Source organism: Pseudomonas anguilliseptica, assembly GCF_021375795.1.
Taxonomy (GTDB): domain Bacteria; phylum Pseudomonadota; class Gammaproteobacteria; order Pseudomonadales; family Pseudomonadaceae; genus Aquipseudomonas; species Aquipseudomonas anguilliseptica_A.
Genome location: NZ_JAEIOI010000001.1, coordinates 699498 through 720248 on the forward strand (window position 1 = coordinate 699498; position 20751 = coordinate 720248).

General features: G+C 56.7%; 19 protein-coding genes. 7 read left to right on the forward strand and 12 right to left on the reverse strand.

The features are described 5' to 3' along the window. Positions 1–72 precede the first annotated feature (72 nt). The 5 genes from ribF (at position 73) to ispH (ending at position 5921) form a co-directional block, all read left to right on the forward strand. A complete protein-coding gene (gene ribF, locus IOD17_RS03165) occupies positions 73–999 on the forward strand; it encodes a bifunctional riboflavin kinase/FAD synthetase (protein ID WP_233683650.1) in 927 nt (308 codons plus the stop codon). Between the two features lie 47 nt (positions 1000–1046). Next, complete coding sequence (gene ileS / locus IOD17_RS03170) at positions 1047–3878, forward strand: isoleucine--tRNA ligase (protein ID WP_233683651.1); 2832 nt, start codon at positions 1047–1049, stop codon at positions 3876–3878. Next, positions 3871–4392, forward strand: coding sequence for a signal peptidase II (gene lspA, locus IOD17_RS03175; RefSeq protein WP_233683652.1), 522 nt, complete (start codon positions 3871–3873; stop codon positions 4390–4392). The genes ileS and lspA overlap by 8 nt, the downstream gene beginning before the upstream one ends. Next, positions 4389–4826: an FKBP-type peptidyl-prolyl cis-trans isomerase gene (locus IOD17_RS03180; protein WP_233683653.1), complete on the forward strand. Its 438-nt coding sequence runs from the start codon at positions 4389–4391 to the stop codon at positions 4824–4826. Before lspA ends, IOD17_RS03180 begins: the two co-directional genes overlap by 4 nt. 147 nt (positions 4827–4973) lie before the next feature. Next, positions 4974–5921 (forward strand): 4-hydroxy-3-methylbut-2-enyl diphosphate reductase, encoded by a 948-nt coding sequence (gene ispH / locus IOD17_RS03185; RefSeq protein ID WP_233683654.1) that lies wholly within the window; start codon positions 4974–4976, stop codon positions 5919–5921. A 49-nt stretch (positions 5922–5970) separates the two neighbouring features. Here the strand turns inward: ispH and IOD17_RS03190 are convergent, their stop codons facing one another. The 8 genes from IOD17_RS03190 to IOD17_RS03230 form a co-directional block, all read right to left on the reverse strand. Continuing rightward, on the reverse strand, positions 5971–6420 hold the full coding sequence (locus tag IOD17_RS03190) for a type IV pilin protein (RefSeq protein WP_267925206.1): 450 nt from the start codon (positions 6418–6420) through the stop codon (positions 5971–5973). Further along, positions 6420–10718, reverse strand: coding sequence for a pilus assembly protein (locus tag IOD17_RS03200; RefSeq protein WP_233683655.1), 4299 nt, complete (start codon positions 10716–10718; stop codon positions 6420–6422). Before IOD17_RS03200 ends, IOD17_RS03190 begins: the two co-directional genes overlap by 1 nt. A 15-nt stretch (positions 10719–10733) precedes the next feature. Next, the gene (locus IOD17_RS03205; RefSeq protein WP_233683656.1) at positions 10734–11069 is read right to left on the reverse strand and encodes a hypothetical protein; all 336 of its coding nucleotides are present in this window, start codon (positions 11067–11069) and stop codon (positions 10734–10736) included. 14 nt (positions 11070–11083) lie between these two features. Beyond that, positions 11084–11584, reverse strand: a complete 501-nt coding sequence (locus IOD17_RS03210) for a pilus assembly PilX family protein (RefSeq protein WP_233683657.1) — start codon at positions 11582–11584, stop codon at positions 11084–11086. Positions 11585–11591: 7 nt separating this feature from the next. Continuing rightward, positions 11592–12398 (reverse strand): PilW family protein, encoded by an 807-nt coding sequence (locus tag IOD17_RS03215; protein ID WP_233683658.1) that lies wholly within the window; start codon positions 12396–12398, stop codon positions 11592–11594. Continuing rightward, on the reverse strand, positions 12395–12985 hold the full coding sequence (pilV, locus tag IOD17_RS03220) for a type IV pilus modification protein PilV (protein ID WP_233683659.1): 591 nt from the start codon (positions 12983–12985) through the stop codon (positions 12395–12397). Before pilV ends, IOD17_RS03215 begins: the two co-directional genes overlap by 4 nt. Next, entirely contained in the window at positions 12972–13490 is a 519-nt protein-coding gene (locus IOD17_RS03225; RefSeq protein WP_233683660.1) for a GspH/FimT family pseudopilin, read from the reverse strand. The genes pilV and IOD17_RS03225 overlap by 14 nt, the downstream gene beginning before the upstream one ends. Positions 13491–13568: 78 nt before the next feature. Then, complete coding sequence (locus tag IOD17_RS03230) at positions 13569–14081, reverse strand: GspH/FimT family pseudopilin (RefSeq protein ID WP_233683661.1); 513 nt, start codon at positions 14079–14081, stop codon at positions 13569–13571. A gap of 63 nt (positions 14082–14144) precedes the next feature. On the opposite strand from IOD17_RS03230, the gene thiO reads away from it, so the two are divergent. Next, a complete protein-coding gene (gene thiO / locus IOD17_RS03235) occupies positions 14145–15257 on the forward strand; it encodes a glycine oxidase ThiO (protein WP_233683662.1) in 1113 nt (370 codons plus the stop codon). A gap of 43 nt (positions 15258–15300) precedes the next feature. Here thiO and IOD17_RS03240 read toward each other — a convergent pair whose 3' ends face one another. From IOD17_RS03240 to IOD17_RS03255, 4 genes are all read right to left on the reverse strand, one after another. Then, on the reverse strand, positions 15301–16638 hold the full coding sequence (locus IOD17_RS03240; RefSeq protein WP_233683663.1) for a sigma-54-dependent transcriptional regulator: 1338 nt from the start codon (positions 16636–16638) through the stop codon (positions 15301–15303). A 2-nt stretch (positions 16639–16640) separates the two neighbouring features. Further along, positions 16641–18230, reverse strand: a complete 1590-nt coding sequence (locus IOD17_RS03245) for a sensor histidine kinase (RefSeq protein ID WP_233683664.1) — start codon at positions 18228–18230, stop codon at positions 16641–16643. After that, the gene (locus IOD17_RS03250; protein WP_233683665.1) at positions 18220–18465 is read right to left on the reverse strand and encodes a PP0621 family protein; all 246 of its coding nucleotides are present in this window, start codon (positions 18463–18465) and stop codon (positions 18220–18222) included. The genes IOD17_RS03245 and IOD17_RS03250 overlap by 11 nt, the downstream gene beginning before the upstream one ends. A gap of 174 nt (positions 18466–18639) precedes the next feature. Further along, complete coding sequence (locus IOD17_RS03255; protein ID WP_233683666.1) at positions 18640–19623, reverse strand: outer membrane protein assembly factor BamD; 984 nt, start codon at positions 19621–19623, stop codon at positions 18640–18642. Positions 19624–19770: 147 nt separating this feature from the next. Between IOD17_RS03255 and rluD the strand changes: the two genes are divergently transcribed. Further along, positions 19771–20745 carry a 23S rRNA pseudouridine(1911/1915/1917) synthase RluD gene (gene rluD, locus IOD17_RS03260; RefSeq protein WP_233683667.1) on the forward strand — a complete coding sequence of 325 codons (975 nt, stop codon included), beginning with the start codon at positions 19771–19773 and terminating at the stop codon, positions 20743–20745. The last annotated feature ends 6 nt before the right edge of the window (positions 20746–20751 follow it).

The following is a 20751-nucleotide window of genomic DNA, read 5'->3' on the forward strand; positions in this document are numbered from 1 at the left end:
GGCTGATTTGCCGCCTGTTGTCCGCTGCGTGGTGTGCGTATAATCGGCCACTTTATGAGCAAGAAGCGCGCTATGCAGCTGGTTCGAGGCCTACACAATCTGCGGCCCCAACATCGGGGCTGTGTTGCCACCATCGGTAATTTCGACGGCGTCCATCGTGGCCATCAGGCCATTTTGGCGCGTTTGCGTGAGCGTTCCGCCGAACTTGGTGTGCCCAGCTGTGTGTTGATTTTCGAGCCGCAGCCGCGCGAGTTCTTTGCTCCGGATGCGGCACCGGCCCGCTTGGCACGGCTACGTGACAAGGTCGCTTTGCTCGCGGCCGAGGGCGTTGATCGGGTTTTGTGCCTGAGTTTCAACCGGCGTTTACGCGAGCTCAGTGCTGCCGAGTTCGTCGACCGTGTGTTAGTGGAAGGCCTTGGCGTGCAGCACCTGGAAGTGGGCGACGATTTCCGTTTTGGCTGTGATCGGGCAGGTGATTTTGCCTTCCTGGCCGAAGCTGGTGAGCGCGAAGGCTTTAGCGTCGAGGCCGCCACCACGGTTGAGTTGGATGGCATTCGTGTCAGCAGTACGCGGGTGCGTGAGGCTCTGGACGTGGGTGATTTCGCCCTGGCGCAACACCTGCTCGGGCGACCTTTCCAGATTGCCGGGCGTGTCCTGCATGGACAGAAACTGGGGCGTCAGCTGGATGCGCCGACTGCCAATGTGCAACTCAAGCGCAAGCGGGTGCCGCTCAAGGGCGTGTACCTGGTGAGCACCGAGATTGATGGCCAAACCTGGCCGGGGGTTGCCAACATTGGTGTGCGCCCAAGCGTGGCCGGTGATGGCCGCGCTCATCTGGAAGTGCATTTGCTGGACTTTGCCGGTGATTTATATGGCCGGCGTTTGACGGTGGCTTTCCACCACAAGCTGCGCGATGAGCAGCGTTTCGCCTCCCTTGAGGCATTGAAAACGGCTATTGCTGCCGATATTGCTGCCGCCCGTGCCCATTGGCGCGTTTAAGCCCCGGTTTCAAGTGCCGGGTGCCAATCGCTTACGAAGAGCCTGAAATGACCGACTACAAAGCCACGCTGAATCTGCCTGATACCCAATTTCCGATGAAAGCCGGCCTGCCGCAGCGCGAGCCACAGATTCTGCAGCGCTGGAACGAGATTGGCCTGTATCAGAAGCTGCGCGCGCAAGGCGAAGGTCGGCCGAAGTTCGTCCTGCACGACGGCCCGCCCTATGCCAACGGCAGCATCCACATCGGTCATGCGGTCAACAAGATCCTCAAGGACATCATCACCCGTTCCAAGACTCTGGCCGGCTTCGACGCGCCCTATGTGCCGGGCTGGGACTGCCACGGTCTGCCGATCGAGCACAAGGTGGAGACCACCTTTGGCAAGAATCAGCCGTCCGACCTGACCCGCGAGCGCTGCCGCACCTATGCCGCCGAGCAGATCGAAGGGCAGAAAGCCGACTTCGTTCGCCTCGGGGTGTTGGGCGACTGGAGCAACCCGTACAAGACCATGGACTTTGCCAATGAAGCCGGCGAAATCCGTGCGCTGGCCGAGATGGTCAAGCAGGGTTTTGTGTTCAAGGGCCTGAAGCCGGTCAACTGGTGCTTCGACTGCGGTTCCGCACTGGCGGAGGCCGAGGTCGAGTATCAGGACAAGAAGTCCGACGCCATCGACGTGGCCTTCGTGGTTGAAGACGCCGATAAGCTGGCTGCCGCGTTTGGCCTGGCCAGTCTGCCGAAACCGGCTTCCATCGTGATCTGGACCACCACGCCATGGACCATTCCGGCCAACCAGGCGCTGAACGTTCACCCTGAATTTACCTACGCGCTGGTCGATACCGGCGAGCGTCTGCTGCTGCTGGCTGAAGAGTTGGTGGAGGGTTGTCTGGCCCGTTATGGCCTGCAGGGCGAAGTCATCGCCACCGCGCCAGGCGCGGCGCTGGAGCTGATTCGCTTCCGTCATCCGTTCTATGAGCGCTTTGCCCCGGTCTATCTGGCCGACTACGTTGAGCTGGGCGCTGGCACTGGCGTGGTGCACTCGGCGCCTGCCTATGGTGAGGATGACTTCCGTTCCTGCAAAGGCTACGGCATGAGCAACGACGACATCCTCAGTCCGGTGCAGAGCAACGGCGTGTATGTCAGCGATCTGCCGTTCTTTGGTGGCCAGTTTATCTGGAAGGCCAACCCGGCCATCGTCGCCAAGCTGGAAGAAGTCGGCGCGCTGCTCAAGCACGAAGCCATCCAGCACAGCTACATGCATTGCTGGCGCCACAAGACCCCGCTGATCTACCGCGCCACGGCGCAGTGGTTCGTCGGTATGGACAAGCAGCCTAATGAAGGCGGCACCCTGCGCGAGCGCGCGCTGGCAGCCATCGAGCAAACCCAGTTCGTCCCCGCGTGGGGTCAGGCTCGCCTGCACAGCATGATCGCTGGGCGTCCGGACTGGTGCATCTCGCGTCAGCGCAACTGGGGTGTGCCAATCCCGTTCTTCCTGCACAAGGCTACGGGTGAACTGCACCCGCTCACTGCCGAGTTGATGGAGGATGTGGCCAAGCGTGTCGAGCAAGAGGGCATCGAGGCCTGGTTCAAACTGGATGCCGCCGAGCTGCTCGGCGATGAAGCCGCCGACTACGACAAGATCAGCGACACCCTGGACGTCTGGTTTGACTCCGGCACCACGCACTGGCACGTGCTGCGCGGCTCGCACAATCTGGGCCACGCCAGCGGCCCGCGTGCTGACCTGTATCTGGAAGGCTCCGACCAGCATCGCGGCTGGTTCCATTCCTCGCTGTTGACCGGCGCGGCTATCGACGGCCATGCGCCGTACAAAGAGCTGCTGACTCACGGTTTCGTGGTCGATGAGAACGGCCGCAAGATGTCCAAGTCTCTGGGCAATGTGGTCGCGCCGCAGGAAGTGAATGACAGTCTGGGTGCCGATATCCTGCGTCTGTGGGTGTCGTCCACCGACTACTCCGGCGAGATGGCGGTGTCCAAGGTCATCCTGCAGCGCAGCGCCGATTCCTACCGGCGTATCCGCAACACCGCGCGCTTCCTGCTCTCCAACCTCAGCGGCTTCGACCCGGCCCAGCACCTGCTGCCGGCGGAAGATATGCTGGCGCTGGACCGCTGGGCTGTAGATCGCGCCCTGCTGCTGCAGCGCGAAATCGAAGAAGCTTACGACAGCTACCGTTTCTGGAACGTCTATCAGAAGGTGCACAACTTCTGTGTGCAGGAGCTGGGCGGTTTCTACCTCGACATCATCAAGGACCGTCAGTACACCACCGCCGCCGATAGCGTGGCGCGTCGCTCCTGTCAGACCGCGCTGTTCCATATTGCCGAAGCCCTGGTGCGCTGGATCGCCCCAGTGCTGTCGTTCACTGCCGATGAGCTGTGGGAATACCTGCCAGGCGCGCGCAACGAGTCGGTGATGCTCAATGGCTGGTATCAGGGGCTGAGTGAATTGCCGGAAGGTTTCGAGCTGGACCGAGCCTTCTGGGAGCGCGTGATGGCGGTCAAGGTCGCGGTAAACAAGGAAATGGAAAACCTGCGTGCAGCCAAGGCCATTGGCGGCAACCTGCAGGCGGAAGTGACCCTGTATGCCGAAGACAGTCTGATCGCCGATTTGAACAAGCTCGGTAACGAACTGCGCTTTGTGCTGATCACCTCCACCGCCAGTCTGGCTCCGCTTGCCAGTGCGCCAAGCGATGCCGTGGAGACAGAAGTGGCGGGGCTCAAGCTGAAAGTATTGAAGTCCGGACACGCCAAGTGCGGTCGTTGCTGGCATCACCGCGAGGACGTTGGGGTGAACCCGGCGCATCCGGAAATCTGCGGTCGCTGCGTGGATAACATCGAAGGCGCGGGCGAGGTTCGTCATTATGCTTAACAACGGCACGCCTAACGCCAGTCGTTTCGGGCGCCTGGCCTGGCTGTGGCTGAGCCTGCTGGTGTTTGTGGTCGACCAGGCGAGCAAGTTCTGGTTCGACAACAACCTGACCATGTACCAGCAGATCGTGATCATCCCCGACTACTTCAGCTGGACCCTGGCTTACAACACCGGTGCTGCCTTCAGTTTCCTGGCTGATGCCGCCGGCTGGCAACGCTGGTTCTTCGCCGCAATTGCCGTGGTGGTCAGCGCAGTGCTGGTGGTCTGGCTCAAGCGCCTTAAGCCAAATGAAACCTGGTTGGCGGTGGCTTTGGCGTTAGTGCTGGGTGGTGCGCTGGGTAACCTGGTGGATCGCGTGGTGTTTGGCCATGTGGTCGACTTTATCCTGCTGCACTGGCATCAGCAGTGGTACTTCCCGGCCTTCAACGTGGCCGATATGGCCATCACCGGCGGTGCCATCCTGCTGGCGCTGGATATGTTCAAAAGTGAAAAGTCCGGAGAAACAGGCAAATGACTGACGTGCGTATCGGTCCGGACAGGGAAGTGACTCTGCATTTCGCCCTCAAGCTGGACAACGGCGATGTAGTCGACAGTAACTTCGATAAAAAGCCCGCCACCTTCAAGGTCGGCGACGGTAATCTGTTGCCAGGCTTTGAACAGGCCATCTATGGCTTGAAAGCGGGCGACAAGCGCAGTCTGTCGATCAGCCCGGAGCAGGGCTTTGGTCAAGGCAATCCGCAGAATGTCCAGGTTATGCCACGCAGCCAGTTTCAGGATATGGAGCTGTCGGAGGGCCTGCTGGTGATCTTTAATGACGCCGCCAATGCCGAGTTGCCGGGGGTGGTCAAAGCTTTTGACGATAACCAGGTAACCATCGACTTCAACCACCCGTTGGCCGGCAAGGCGCTGAGCTTTGAGGTGGAGATTATTGAGGTCAAAGCGCTCTAAGGTTTAGCCCGCTCCTGTGGGGGCGGCTTTAGCCCTGAGTGTTCCCGCGTGCTCCTCGCGATCACGGCGGCTTATACAGATTGCTTTCCCAGTGCCTGCGGCCGCGCCGTACACTAGTCCGCAAGGCCTACCGTCGAGATACCCGCCATGTATATCAAACTCGCCAATCCCCGTGGCTTCTGTGCCGGTGTCGATCGCGCCATTGAGATCGTCAACCGTGCCCTGGAAGTGTTCGGTCCGCCCATCTATGTGCGCCATGAAGTGGTACACAACAAGTTCGTGGTCGAGGACCTGCGTTCGCGTGGCGCGGTGTTTGTCGAGGAACTGGATCAGGTACCGGACGACGTCATCGTCATCTTCAGTGCCCACGGCGTCTCTCAGGCGGTACGCAGCGAAGCTGATCGACGTGGCTTGAAAGTCTTCGATGCCACCTGCCCGCTGGTGACCAAAGTGCATATGGAAGTGGTGCGCTATAGCCGAGAAGGGCGCGAATGCATCCTCATCGGCCACGAAGGGCACCCGGAAGTCGAAGGCACCATGGGCCAATACGACGCCAGCAACGGTGGCAGTATCTACCTGGTGGAGGATGAAGCAGATGTGGCCGCGCTTGAGGTACGTAACCCCGAAGCGTTGGCGTTTGTGACCCAGACCACTCTGTCCATGGATGACACCAGCAAGGTAATCGATGCCCTGCGCAGTAAATTCCCCGCCATCGGTGGCCCGCGCAAAGACGATATCTGCTACGCCACCCAGAACCGCCAGGACGCCGTCAAGCAGCTTGCTGCCGAATGCGATGTACTACTGGTGGTCGGCAGCCCCAACAGCTCCAACTCCAACCGCCTGCGCGAGCTCGCCGAACGCATGGGTACGCCCGCTTACCTGATCGATGGTGCAGAAGACCTCAAGCAAGAGTGGTTTGCAGGTGTTGCGGGTATCGGCATTACGGCAGGTGCATCAGCGCCTGAAGTGCTGGTGCAAGGCGTAATTCAGCAACTGAGCGAGTGGGGGGCAAAAGGCGCCCAAGAGCTGCTGGGGCGCCCGGAGAACGTGACGTTTTCGATGCCGAAGGAGTTGCGGGTCATTACTCGGCAGTAGGCACGTCTATTGCGCAATAAAAAGGCCGGTATCCCGGCCTTTATTCGTTCTACCAGCAGGTAGCTGCAGTTCCTGTTCCCCCTGTTATGCCTTTAACACCGCGACTGTTGATAGTTAGCGTGCTGCATGTGGCATCCGCAGCTTGAGAGCCCTGAGGCGCTGCTCTTAACAGCACGCAAGCCGCTATGGGGATGCCTGCCGCACAAACTGCTGCAGTTATCAGGTAGCGCCTGTCTTCTGAAGGGGCAGCCGCATTGGCGGCTACACCTGCATACCCAAGTCCGCCTGCTCCGGCTCCAAGATTAGTGGTATAGGTCTGGTTCTGTGAGTAGAAGCGTTCCTGCATCTGCATCACTTCTAACAGCTTGGCCTGACCTTCGCTGCGACCACTCCTCAATAGGTATTCCTGGTAGTTAGGCACCGCAATGGCTGCTAATACAGCAAGAATCACTACGACGATCATCAGTTCGATCAAACTAAAGCCTTGCTGGCGGTGCATTAATTTTCTCTCCAGTAGGTTGGTTTCAGTCCACCTGCGTTTGGATCGCAGAACAGAGCGGTAGGTTTGCACTTAGGCGGTGGTTTAATTCCATCGTCTTCACCACCTTCGCAACGCTCTGCACCGCAGAGTAAGCCTGGACGACCGTCTTCGCGAAGAATAACTGCAGGCTGAGGTGGAATTCCTCCGTGAGTCAGGTCAAATCCGCGCTTATCTGTAGCTACACCGCTTATTGTTTCAGTAAAGATTGATGTGGCGTCTGTCAGGTTGAGGGCATAGAACCTTCCACGTCCGACATCTGGTCCGCAGGTCGTTACCTGCTGTCCACTGGGGCGGAATGTCGAGAACAGCACTGCGCCGCGGAAGCTTATTGAGCTAGACAGTACTTTTTCGCCAATTGGGAAGCGCATAAACCAGCCTTTGCTGTTATTGAGTGCAGACAGATCTGGAACATAACTATTGCCAGGACTGAGTTGTGCATACAGTTCATTGATGTCGTTGCGCAGAGTTGGTATTCGGTTTACTGCCTCCAGGCGTTTGGCTTCAATTAAGTAGTTAAAGGCATCAAAAATACTCAGCGGTGGTACAACGTCCGCTGCTGTTGCCGCCGCCACCTGCGCTGGCGTGAGAGCGGGTTCGCTGCCGTCATAGGGTTTGTCACTGATCGCTGCAAGATCGGCGAGTTGGCTGGCTGCCTGGCTGTTCAGAGCGGTCTGCTCACTTTGCAGCGTTGAAAGGCGTGCCGCCTCGCTGTTCAGCGGTGTGCTGATTGCAACACTGTCGGCTTGGCTTTGCCGAGTAGCTGCTTCTACAGAAAGAATGTCGCTGTTGGTTGTTGGTCCGGTCGCATTCTGGCTCAAACCTGGGATTAACGAACTGACCTCTGTTTTGAGCGTGTCTAGTGCTGCCAAATCTGCACTTACATTAGTAGCGTCATTATTGATAAGTGTTTGGAATATGCTGTTTTGTAGTGCCAGAATTTGATTGAGTTTGTTTCCAAGTTCGCTCTGGTTGTCAACTATCTCTTGCCGCTGAATAAAGGCCGATGACGCTTCGTGGGCAGCAACGGCAGAGGCAAGTGATGCTTCCAAGGCTGTTGTATCAGGTTGGTTGTTGGCCCGTGCCGTTTTGAGCGCATCTTCTGCTGCTACTACGGCCTGATATTCAGTGTCGGGGATTGTGTTAAGAACCTGTAGGTTCAAATGAAGTTGCCCCCAATCCGCTGTGTTGGCATTGCTAAGCTGGGCAGCCAGGAATGCCTGGGCATTAGGGTGTGTTACGGGGGCCGAAAGCGAATTTAATGACTTGAGTCCATCAAGTGTTTCAACAATAAGGTTGTTGAGTTGTGCGCGCGCATCCATTTCTGTTGCGTGTTCAACAATAAAAGGGTCAGCGCTTATGATCGCTTCAATTGCCGCCTGTTTGGAGTTGATGTCATTGTTGGTTTGTAAGAGGGCCTGTTGTTTTGCAATGTAGCCGACACTTGACTGGTAGTTTGATAGCGCGTCGCGCGCAGCTGCTTCAGCCGCGGTCAGTGTGGCAATTTCAGTGCGTTTTCCATTGATACGGTTTTGTATATCAGTTGCAGTCGTTCCGGTCGGATCAATGCTGCTGACATCTACCATGTCAGATTCAGTAATGGTGACGTAAGTAGCAGGCTTCTTGGCTACATTCGTATCTCGGATTACATAGAACCGATCAATGGTGTCTTCGTTAAGTGGATGACCGCGATAGCCGGAGCCCAGTGCGATCGTATAAAAGGGTTGCTTACCTCGTTCTTTTATCAGGGCTACGTCTGGTGCGTTATAGAACCGACGGTTGTCCAGTGCGGTTGTTCCGCCAAAATTGGCAACCCGTCCACCTGTTGCCAGGTTGCTTGCACCCGTGCTGAGTGGGTCAAGGTCAAAGCGAAATAGTTGTCCGCGCGTATCTGCGACAAAAATAGTATCAATCAAGCCGTCACCCGTGATGTCGATCAAGGTTGGGTCTGCTGGGATACTATTGGTCATACTTGTTATACGCAGGTTTGCAGGTGAAGTTTCTCCTGTGACTGGGTTAGGGCCAGCCATCCAGAGACGTTCACCTGTGTTTGCGTCAGCAATATAGAGTGCATTTCCGTAACTGTCATTGCTAGGGGTATTTGGTGTGTCATCGTCTTGATTAGGATCATAACCACCGGTGAAGATGAGTACGTCCCGCGCACTGCCGTTCCACTTTATTTTGCTAACTTTCGGGGTCGACCACGTTTGGCCTAACCGCTGGTAGGGTGTGCCATTTGTCCCACCAACAATTGCCCATTTCAATTTTGGCTGAATAGTGGAAGGCTCTCCGCTGTTCGCTGGGCTAACATCCAGAGCATAGTAATTACGGCCACCGCGTCCCATGCCTGCATACAGTATGACTTCAGAAACCGGGCGAACCTTACGTATTGCATCCGCCGAGCCGTAGCTAACTTTAAGGCCGAACTGCCCGTCTATACCATACTTCTTGCTAGCGCTACCTTTAGGGTTGTCATAATAAGCCTTGAGATTTGGCAGGAGTTCTTTCGGGATATAAACAAAAAGCTCTGCGCCTGTCTCTGGGTCTATCGCAGCAATGTGACCTTCGTTTGTGCCATAGAACAAGACGAGTTTGTCCTCTGTATTTCCTGCATCTACACGGGCCAAGTCCTCATCACTAATATAGGCGACAACTTTGGGGGCGTTGTGCAGTACATCGGCAACTTGAAGGCGCGCCGGAGAGCCTGCTAAACCTGGGTCGCTACCGCGTGCCCAACTGATGAGTTTAGTTTTATAGTCATCTGACATAGAGGCATCGCCCAGCAATGCTTTTGAAACATTGCTGGTGTTTAAGGCATTCGAACTGAGAGTCAGGTTGATTGTGCCGGTAGCTCCTGGGCCCGCCAGTGGAGTTGTGCCTGTATATGTAAACATTTTCCTCATGCTAGGGTTGGTAAGTTTGCTTGCTGCGCCACCACTTTCAGCATTTCGACCATCAGCCGAGGGGCTCCAGAAACTTTGTGCGGTATCCTTGAAAAAGCCTGTCGAAGAATCAACAGCGTTGCGGCCGTTAACATCAGTAACGATAAGGTCGCCAGTTGTTGTGTCGGTTACGGCCTTGTATTTTTTTACGTTACCGACCCAGCGGGCACCTTCGGCAGGTCTGAATAGTGCGTAGTAAAGATCGTTGCGATAGCCAAAGTTACTGTAGGCGCTTACTGATACAGTGGGCGTGGTAAATGATGTGTTTTCTGCAAGAATGTCCACCACAATACTTTTTAAAGCACTGACCAAGCCCGACGTATCGCTGGTTGTGAAGAATTTTCCGCCGCCATAGTCTGCTGTGTCTTGAAGCAGTTGCGAATTGCCAATATTGCCGAAGCCAACTGTGTAGGTGTTGATGGTTTGTTTGCCAGCTGCTGGGGAGTTGTCCTGATTCGCGAGGTACTCGGAGAGCCCCGGCATCCAGCAGCCATCGGCTGCCGCACCGTCTGTTGGGTAGTTTCGGTTGCACGAGGTGTATTGAGTGTTCTTGCCCGCTACCAAGGTCTGAATGGCAGAGTTACTTCCTACGTCGCCGTTAGGTAGTCCGTCAGTCAGTACAATAATGTTGGACTTCTGGCATGAATTTTCTATTGGTGACTTGTAACTGCTGCCTGTAAAAGCGGCGCTATTGCTTCTCCATGGGTTCACGGTTCGTGAGCCGGTCCCGTCTTCTATGACTCCACGTGTAGAGTTGCCATAGCGTGGGCTTTCTCCGCGCAGATAAAGTGCTGCTTCGTGATAACTTTCAAGGAGTGGTGTTCCCCCACTGGCATAGTAGCTGCGGAGTTGTGTCTTGAAGTTGCTGGCAACAGTTGCAGCGCGGCCAACAGGAACATTGATAAAGCCGCCGTTGCTGTTCGAGTCAAAGCGTGCAAGGCCAATATTTGAGTCGTTGGAAACAGCCAGTTCATCTACCAGTTGGCTAACGACTTGTTTGACCACTTCCATGCGTGTAAGCGTGCCATTGTTCCTACTGTCGTTGGGTAGCCTGGTGCTTGTGCACCAGTTCTGTGGTGTTGATCCATAGTTATTAGGGACAACTAGGGCGCGACAGTTTGTGCCGGGTACGCCGTTTAGCATGGAGCCTGATGTGTCAATAACAAACATGATGTTAGGACGGACACGTTGGTCGGCAGGAAGCTCCCGCGTCAAATAAATTTCAGTGTCATCGGCAAAGGTTATGCCGCTTTGTAATGATAGGAATAGGTAGCTGAATGCTAGTGTGCCGGTCGCTATTTTTTTCTTTTCGAACATGATTTTTTCCTCAGCTCACTGCAGCATTAGTCGAGTGGCTATGGCAGGTGAGCCACTGTTGAAAAACACCATGCCTTGCCAGTCAATTTTCAGAGCCAATGCATCTAATTTTGTAGGTTTTCCATTCAGGAATATTTCGGTGTACTCATTTACTTCAATACGGGTCTGTGTGCAGTTTTCGCACGGTTTTGCGAGTAAATAACCGTGGGCATTCTCTGTTCCGTCAGTGCGCTCCAGGTTAAGAATTATTTCTGCATGCTCTATGTATCTTTCGCCTGGCGTCTCCGCATTGGCAAGGCTATATGCAGTAGTCGCAAAAATAAAGATAAAGGCGCTAAGTAAAATTTTCATCGGGTGTCCTCGATTCATTTGGGCGTGGACATAACCAGCCCGCCGACTTGTTCGGAGAAGGCTCCGCTGGTTAGGGTTGAGCGTGTTGTTAATTCAAACTGGTCGCAGTTAAATTTTTCTGCAGAAGTACCGTCGCCGAATAATAAGCAGTCAACGCTACCCAGCGAGTTTGTGTTAGTTGCTTGGGTGAGGTTTGCTTCGGCTATGCGGGGCGCGAGCCCTAATGCAGCACGGCGTTCAGGGTAGCGTGCGGTTGCTTCCAGTGGTCTGGCTTTAGCATTTAGCAATGGTTGCCTATTGGCTACGCTCGTGTTCATGTTGAAAACTTGCGCTTTTAATTCACTCTGAGCCAATTGAAATGCAGATCCTCTGAATTGGCTGTTGCTTGCCATGTGTTCACTAGTGGTTGATAGTCTGACAGCAGTGACACCTGCAACGGTTAATATCAACAGAAATACAAGGGCGACAATCAGTGTTGCGCCTTGTTGTTTGTGTGGTCCGGCTGTGCTTGGCATACCAACCTCAATAAATATTTTTGAGTTGAACTGTTGTTGTGAATATCTGCCGGGATAGTTGATCGCCTGCCGCTGGGGTGATTGGAGGGGCATCCAACAAGTAATAATTTCGCTGTACGGGTGGTGGGCTAACCGGGTCAAGGCTATTGGCTAGAACTGCAATCCGCACGGCGAGTACATCTTTCCATTTGTTTTGAGCTTCCACTCTGTCGGCAGAAATAAAGCTTCCGACACTGAATGGGTCTGCGTTCGACGCAATACCGTAGAGCACTTGAAGCGACTCAATGCCGTCAATCAGTCGTTGATTTTGCACCAACCAATCACTATCCGATCGGTTATAGGAGCTGCAGCCTAGTGAAGGCTGCGGGTTGTTTGCATCTGGAGGGATGATGAAATATGAGTTGATTATGATTTTGTTAATCGGAACAGCGCTGCCAGTACAGTCACGCAGGCTCCCATCAATTACAACCGCGGGTTCGGCACTGAAACTAACTCGGTCGGACGCGTTTCCAGCCCCACTGAATGTACATGGGTTGCTAGCTGCGGAGCCTCTCCCACAGTTAATAGGCTCTACCGGAAATGGCATGCCTTCTGATGAACCGGGCGAGAGGTAACCGGCCTGTCTTGCCGTTGCTGCAATGAACTCTAGGGCGAATCGTCCATTTTCCTGAAGTTTGGTCATTGCATCATTGGTTGCGAAGGTTTGCCGGCTGGAGAGGAAAACCTGACTCACGCCCAGCAGCAGAATCAGTCCAATTACCATCGCTACCAGTAGCTCAATAATGCTGAGGCCTTTTTGCCGTGTACTAATCACCGCTGTACCTCCAGGCGATTCGAAAGATTCTCGCCTGCGCCCACGCCGGCTGCCGATCGGGACGCAGTGCTTAGCCAGTTGGTCGTTATGCTCAGACGAGTGCCGTTGACCTGAAGTGCAAGGGGGGGGGCTGCGCCGGCAGGTCGGGCAAGAAAGTCACGGCTGTTGTAGCGGCCTTCGGCAGCCACTGCATCCGCTTGGTAGGTAGCTGTGCCACTGTATGTGCACCTTGCCTCCCAGAGATCAAAGGCTGCCATTTGTGCAGCTGTGCAATTCGCAGCGTTGACCTTGGCAGAATTGACTGGGTCATAGTGATCAGCACAGATCTGGGCCGGTAGTGCGGCGCAGTTGGTAGCCACAGCAGCATAAACCGCGTTGCTAGCTTCAGGGTTCGCCCGGATACGTTCTGCAAGCTCCTGGCTGATCCATACCGCCTGCGATCGCTGGCTGCTATCAGCTGTACTTTGTAAGGCGTTGAGTTGCAGCCCCGCAAAACCCAGAAGCCCCACCGCAAAGATGAGTAGCGTAATCAGAACTTCGATCAGTGATGATCCCTGGCAAAACTGGTTGAATTTAGCAGTCGACATCAGGTTTCACCTTGGTGATTGTGGCTTTTCCGAGGCCGTTGAGGTTGACACAGCGGGCATTACTACTTGTTGCAGTGAGGCGAACGGAAGTGATCTTGAATGGTGCCGCAGCACCTGGAGCCAGTAGGGTCCCATCGCGCCGAAAAGTCAGGCGGTTACCGCTTTCCAAGTAAGTAGACGTAATAGTCACGTCGCTGGCTTTGGGTTGGTAGTGGGTAATTACATCTGCATGGAGGCAGTTATTAATGGTCGCAGGGCCTGTACACCAGCCTCCACTCCAGCCATTGGGGGCGTTCGTGACTGGGAGCACAACAATATTTGCATTGCGTTTACTGGCCTCGCTACGTGCGAATGCCAGAGAGCTGATCAGTTCGTTGGCTTGAGCCGAGACGCGTTGATTGACAAGGAACTGCGTCATGTTTGGAATTGCAACTCCCATGAGAATGGCTAGCAGCGCTAGCGTTATTAGAAGCTCAATCAGCGTGAAACCATTTTTTCTGTGCATGCCAGACCCCTTATGCCTTAGGTTGACCATAAGGTTACGAGCGGTATAGGGCAACCACGGGGGGATGGTCGGCGTTACTCAGGGCGTAGGCGGCGCAGCGATTACTTCGGATTTGATTTTTCCCAGGCGGTTGATGGTCAATCGTATCGTTCGATTGCCGCCTCGTAAGTGAAAGCTGCCATTGCTGACAAACGTGATGCCCTGGCGGTTGAAGTGAAGGCTTTTACTGTTGCCCATTCCTCGCCAGCTGATTTCTACAGAGCTGGGGCTTTCATAGGTATTGAGGATTTGATCCTCTGGATCAAGCCGGCGATTACCATTGAGATCTGTAAAAATGCTGATTGGTAATTGCCAGTTGGCTGAGCATTCGCCAGTCATAGCAAGTGGGCACAGTGAAACTCTTGTTTGACGGTTTATTGCGCTGAGTCTTGCCTGATGCGTCAAGCTATAGAGTGCGTTGCTGGTGTTTGTTAGCTGATGTCTGGTAAGTGCGTCCTGTAGAGTGGGTATGGCCAGCGACGCGCTGATGCTTAGAATGCCTATACCTGTCAAAAGCTCAATCAGGCTCGTACCTTTACTATTCCGTTTCATCCTGTCTGTATCCCTATCCGTGGGAGCAATTTGATTAAAGATGATTATTCAAGGGTTGCCAGTTTGAAATCTTCATGCCGCGATATTGTTATTGGTGGTGGGGTTGTCGGGTTGCTTTCTGCGTTGTCTTTGGCAAGGCAAGGCAGGCCTCTTGAACTTGTCGAGAGGTGTCTGGCAGGCAGCGAATCTTCCTGGGCCGGTGGCGGTATCGTCTCGCCGCTTTACCCCTGGCGTTACAGTTCCGCAGTGACTGCATTGGCGCATTGGTCGCAGGATTTCTATCCGCGGCTGGCCGAGCAGTTGCTGGCGCAGACGCAGATTGATCCTGAGGTGCATGTCACGGGGCTGTATTGGCTGGATCTGGACGATGAAGCGGGCGCGTTGGCCTGGGCGCAGCGTGAGGGTCGGTCGTTGCGGTCTGTGGATATGTCCGCTGTGCGACGTGCGGTGCCTGCGCTGGCGGAAGGCTTCGGGCGGGCGGTGCAGATGGCGGATGTGGCTAATGTGCGCAACCCGCGGCTGGTCAAGGCACTGCGTGCGGCGCTAGAGCAGATGCCCAATGTCACCGTGCATGAGCAATGCGCGGTCAGTGGCTTTATCCGAGAGGGTGGCCGTGTCACGGGGGTGCGCACGGCGCAAGGCGATATGCATGCTGATCAGGTGGTGCTGTCTGCGGGTGCCTGGAGTGGTGAGCTGATGAAAACCCTCGGTATCGAGTTGCCGGTGGTGCCGGTCAAGGGGCAGATGATTCTGTACAAATGCGCCGAGGATTTCCTGCCGGCGATGGTGTTGGCCAAGGGGCGTTATGCGATTCCGCGGCGTGACGGTCATATCCTGATTGGCAGCACGCTTGAGCATGCAGGCTTCGACAAAACGCCGACCGACGAGGCGTTGGCCAGTCTGAAAGCATCCGCAGTCGAGTTGTTACCGGCGCTGGCGGATGCCGAGGTGGTGGGGCATTGGGCTGGCTTGCGCCCGGGGTCGCCAGAGGGCATTCCGTTTATTGGGCCGGTGCCCGGGCATGAGGGTTTGTGGCTGAACTGCGGGCATTACCGTAATGGTCTGGTGCTGGCGCCGGCGTCCTGCCAACTGCTCACAGACCTGATGTTGGGGCGAGAGCCCATTGTCGATCCTGCGCCTTATGCGCCTGCTGGGCGGTTAGATTTGGCCGTTTAAGGTTAAGGCGCTTTGCGGCTAAAGCGTCTCGTGTCGTTGTGTATTAATCGATACCAAGCTTCTTCAGGCGATAGCGCATTGAGCGAAAACTCAGGCCCAGGCGCTGTGCCGCGGCGGTGCGGTTCCAGCGGGTTTCTTCCAAGGCCTGCATGATCAGTTTGCGTTCGATGGCTTCGAGGTAATCTTCCAGATTATCGATCTGCGCAAGATTGGCTTCGCCGTTCTCGCTGAGCGGCATGCTGTCGGCCAGGCGCAGGTCGCTGGCGGTGATGCGGTCGTCTTCGCAGAGGGTATACGCGCGTTCGAGCATGTTTTCCAGTTCGCGCACGTTGCCGGGGAAGCGATAGCTCTTGAGCTTTTCCAGAGCTTCGTCATCTAGTTTGGCGGCGCTCAAACCAGTGCCCTCGGCCAGGCGCTTGAGCATGATGTCGGCCAGCAGGGCGATGTCTTCGCGTCGTTCGCGCAGGGCGGGCACGCGCAGTTCGATCACGTTGAGGCGGTAATACAGATCCTGGCGGAAGCGTCCGGCCGCGACTTCGCCGGCGAGGTCCTTGTGGGTGGCGCAGAGGATGCGCACGTCGACGATCAGTTCCTGTTGGCCGCCCACAGCACGCACGGCTTTTTCCTGAATTGCACGCAGCAGTTTGACCTGCATCGGCAGCGGCAGATCGGCGACCTCATCGAGGAACAGGGTGCCGCCGTTGGCCGCCTGGAACAGCCCTTGTTTGTCCTCAATGGCACCGGTGAAGCTGCCTTTTTTGTGGCCGAAGAACTCGCTTTCCATCAGTTCGGTGGGAATGGCGCCGCAGTTGACCGGAATAAAGGGCTGTTCACCGCGCGAGCCTTGCTCGTGAATCAGGCGCGCGACCAGTTCCTTGCCGCTGCCGGATTCGCCGCTGATATAGACCGGCGCCTGGCTGCGTGCCAGTTTGAGGATCTGTTTGCGCATCGCCTTCATCGGTGGCGAGTCACCGAGCAGGCGGCTGTCTACGGGCAGTTCTTCACTATCGGCACTGCGCAGACGCAAGGCAGCAGCGACCAGCTCACGCAGGCGGCCGAGATCGACCGGCTTGGTCAGGAAGTCGAATGCCCCGGCTTTCAGGGCATTGATCGCGGTGTCCAGGCTGCCGTAAGCGGTGATCATCGCCACTGGCACTTGCGGGTGGCGTTGCAGAATGTGTTGCACCAGTTCGAGGCCGGTACCGTCGGGCAGGCGCATGTCAGTCAGGCACAGGTCGAACGGTTCCTTGGCCAGCCATTCGCGTGCTTCTTTGACGTTGCGCGCGCTGCGGGTGTCGAGCTTCATGCGCCCCAGGGTGATTTCCAGCAGTTCGCGAATATCGGGTTCGTCATCGACGATCAGGGCTCTCTGGCGGGTCATGGTCAGCTCAGTTTGCGCGGGTGGGCGAAGGTGATACGCAGGCAGCTACCGCCACCTTCACGCAGTTTATAGTCGAGGCGTGCCTGGTTGCTTTCGCACAGTTCACGGGAAATATACAAACCCAGCCCAGTGCCTTTGTTTTCCGTGGTGTAGAAGGGTTCGAACAGGTGGTGCAGTTGTTCTTCGGCAACCCCGGGGCCGTCGTCCAGCACTTCGAGCACGGGTAGCTCGCTGTCCGGGTCGCGAAACAGCTTCAGCCAGACCTGGCCCTGCTTGTGCTTCTGCGCGCTGTAGCGCAGGCCGTTCTCCACCAGGTTGCTCAGCACCTGAGTGAGCTGGTGCGGGTCCATGCGGGTCTGGATACTGCCGCTGCTGGTTTCCAGGTGCAGGGTCTGGTTGGGTGCTGCGCTGTTGCGAAATTCGCTGGCAAAACGGTGCAGCCAGTATTTCAGATCCAGTAATTGCGGCTCGGCCTGGCGTCGCCGTGACAGTTGCAGGACGTTCTCGATCACCAGATTCATTCGGCGCGAGTGATCCTGAATGATTTGCGCCAGGCGAAGGTCTGGGCCTTGAAGTTCTTCTGACTCCTGCAGCAACTGTGCGGCGTGGCTGATCGCGCCTAGCGGGTTACGGATCTCGTGAGCAATGCCGGCTGTCAGGCGGCCCAGGGAAGCCAGCTTGAGCTGTTGCGCCTGTTGCGCAATCTGCGAGATGTCATCGAGGAAAATCAGTGTGTGTTTGTGCGCACCACGCTGCAGGGCAATAAAACTGGGCTGTAATACACGGCCATCGGGCGCTGCCTGCAGGCTGGCGGGGCGCAGGCTGGGGTTGTGCAGCCATTGCTGCATGCGTTTGATCAACTCGGGGCAGTGCGGGTCGAGGATCTTGCCGGTCAGGTCGGCATGCCCCAGCAGGTGATTGGCACCCTGGTTGGCCAGCAATACGCGGTGCAATTCATCGAGTACCAGAATGCCGGTGCGCATGCGCTGCAGGATTAGGGCGTTCAGTGCTTCCAGATTGGCCACGTCGGCGGCGCGTTGTTCAGCCAGGCTTTCGCTGACCTGCAGGCGGCGGGTCAGGCCTTGTACAAACAGGGCCGCGGCAAAGCACAGGGCGCCAAATGCCCCGACCTGCACATACTGACTGGTGGCAGCTGGACGGCTGAGACTGAGGTAGAAGGTCAGGTAGATCATGCCGATGGCTGCGATGGCGGCAATCAGCAGGCCGATACGGCCGCGCAGCAAAATGTTGGCAATTGCTACAGCGACGATCAGCAGGTTGCCGATGCCACTGGGGGTGCCGCCGGCGGCGTAGAACAGGCCGGAGAGCAGGATGACGTCGACCAGCGCCAGGCTGAATATCTGCGCCAGGCGCTTGGGGCGGCGCACGGTGGCGATGATCAGGATGTTGAGTGCCAGGTACAGCCAGCTGCCATTGCGAAACAGCGTCGGATGGGCCATTTCCAGCAATTCTGTGTGCAGCTCGCTGGAGACTACCATTACCAGCGTCAGGCCGATCACTAGGCGGTACAGGTGGTAGAGCCGCAGGATGCGCCGGCTTTGCTCTCCGCTCAGGGCGAAGTCAGCGCTCATTATTGCGGGGGCCTTGCTCAAGGTGGGCCTGGCTGCAATACCACTGTTCGTCCATGGCTAATGCGTGGTCGCGCGGTACATGCACGCCGCAATGCTGGCAACGCACCATTGGTGCTGGTTGTGCAGAAGTGTTTTGCGCCTCAGGGCGGGTGGTTGTTGGTCGGCTAAAGCGTCGCCACAGCCAGAAGGCGCCGGCGATGATGGCAATCCAGAACAGCAAGCGAAACAGGCCCATGGTGTTCTCTTCTTATCGGTAAGCAGGCAGTTTAGCTAACCCGTCTATGTGCGCCCAGCGTTGAAACAGTCTGCTTGGCGTCGTTTTATGAGGTCTTATCAGGTTTTGTGCCGCGGTGCTGCGGCTAATAAAAAGGGAGGCACCTGGCCTCCCTTTTTAATGATGTGCCTTGGCTTAGTCGAACAGGCCAAAGGTCAGGTAGCTGAACCAGGAGCGGCTTGGCTGCTCTTCGGTTGCGCCGGCTTTGAGTTCATCCGGGATCTGCTCTTCTGCGTCTTCGTACTGACGAATCACATCCTGGCTGGCGCGGGTTTCACCTGGCGGCAGCGGTGTGTCGGTTTCGATCAGGCCCAGGGTCGCCTTGGCCAGCCAGGAGCGGCTGTCGGCTTCTGCTTCGCGCGGGACGAACTGGCCGTCGACCAGACTTGGGTGATCTGGGTAGTTGAGCTTGAGGGTTTCCAGGCTGGTGGCTGCCAGGTCGTCCAGAGTCAGGCGCTGGTAGGCTTCGGTCATCACGGCCAGGCCGTCGCCAACGGCTGGGGTTTCCTGGAAGTTTTCCACCACGTAACGGCCGCGGTTGGCCGCTGCTACGTAGGCGTTGCGGGTCAGGTAGTAATGCGCCACATGAATTTCGTAAGCCGCCAGCAGGTTGCGCAGGTAGATCATGCGCTGCTTGGCGTCTGGCGCATAGCGGCTGGTGGGGTAGCGGCTGGTGAGCTGGGCGAACTCATTGTAGGAGTCGCGTGCGGCGCCGGGGTCGCGCTTGGTCATGTCCAGCGGCACAAAACGAGCAATCAGGCCGCGGTCCTGGTCAAACGAAGCCAGGCCTTTGAGGTAGTAGGCGTAGTCGACGTTGGCATGCTGCGGGTGCAGGCGGATAAAACGGTCGGCTGCGGATTTGGCCGCTTCCGGCTCGACGTTCTTGTAGTAGGCGTAGATCAGCTCCAGCTGTGCCTGCTCGGCGTAGCGGCCGAACGGATAGCGCGACTCCAGTGCCTTGAGCTTGGCTACGGCAGCGGTGTAGCTATTATTGTCCAGGTCGGCTTGTGCCTGCTGGTAGAGTTCGGTCTCGCTCAGGTTTTCGTCAACGACCTGCTTCGACGAGCAGGCGGCAGTGAGGGCGAGGATTGCGATCAGCAGCAGGTGTTTCACTTGCATGGCGGCTTGCGTCCCTGTGACGGCGGCTGTCTTGAGCAAAGCCGTCCTGTTATGATGAGCGCCCCCGGTACCCCTGGGGCAAAGACGCCGTATTTAACCACAAGCGTGTAGCCGAAACCAAAGGCTAGACCCCCTCTGTTGCCGAGCATGTCCTCTATTAATAAGCAGATCATTGAACTGAACGCCGAGGTGCCCTATGAAATGGGCGGTCAACGCCTCGATCAAGTCGCCGCACTCCTGTTTGCCGAGCACTCGCGTTCGCGTCTGTCTGCCTGGATTAAAGAGGGGCTGCTGACGGTTGACGGTGCGGTGTTGCGTCCGCGCGACATCGTCCATGGTGGTGCCCTGTTGGCACTCAAGGCCGAACAGGAAGCGCAGGGCGAGTGGGTTGCTCAGGATATCGCGCTGAATATCGTCTACGAAGACGAGCAGATCCTGGTCATCGACAAACCGGCCGGCCTGGTGGTGCATCCGGCTGCCGGGCACGCCGACGGCACCTTGCTCAACGCCTTGTTGCACCACGTGCCGGACATTATCAACGTGCCGCGTGCCGGCATTGTGCATCGTCTGGACAAGGACACCACCGGCCTGATGGTGGTGGCCAAGACCATCGAAGCGCAGACCCGCCTGGTCGATCAATTGCAGAAGCGTAGCGTCAGCCGGATCTACGAGTGCATCGTGATCGGGGTGATCACCTCGGGCGGCAAAATCAATGCACCGATCGGGCGCAGTTCTTCGCAGCGTCAGCGCATGGCGGTGAGCGATGGTGGCAAGCCAGCGGTCAGTCATTACCGCGTGCTGGAGCGCTTCCGCTCGCACACGCATACGCGGGTCAAGCTGGAAACCGGGCGCACGCACCAGATTCGCGTGCACATGAGTCATATTGGTTATCCGTTGGTGGGTGACCCGGTCTACGGCGGGCGTTTCCGCATCCCGCCGGCAGCCAATCCGAGCATGGTGCAGACGCTCAAGGAGTTCCCGCGTCAGGCCTTGCATGCGCGGTTTCTCGAACTGGATCATCCGCTTACCGGCGAGCGGATGAAGTGGCAGTCGCCATTGCCGGATGATTTTGTCTGGTTGCTGACGCTGCTGCGCCAGGACCGTGAGGCGTTTATTGGTTAACCAGAT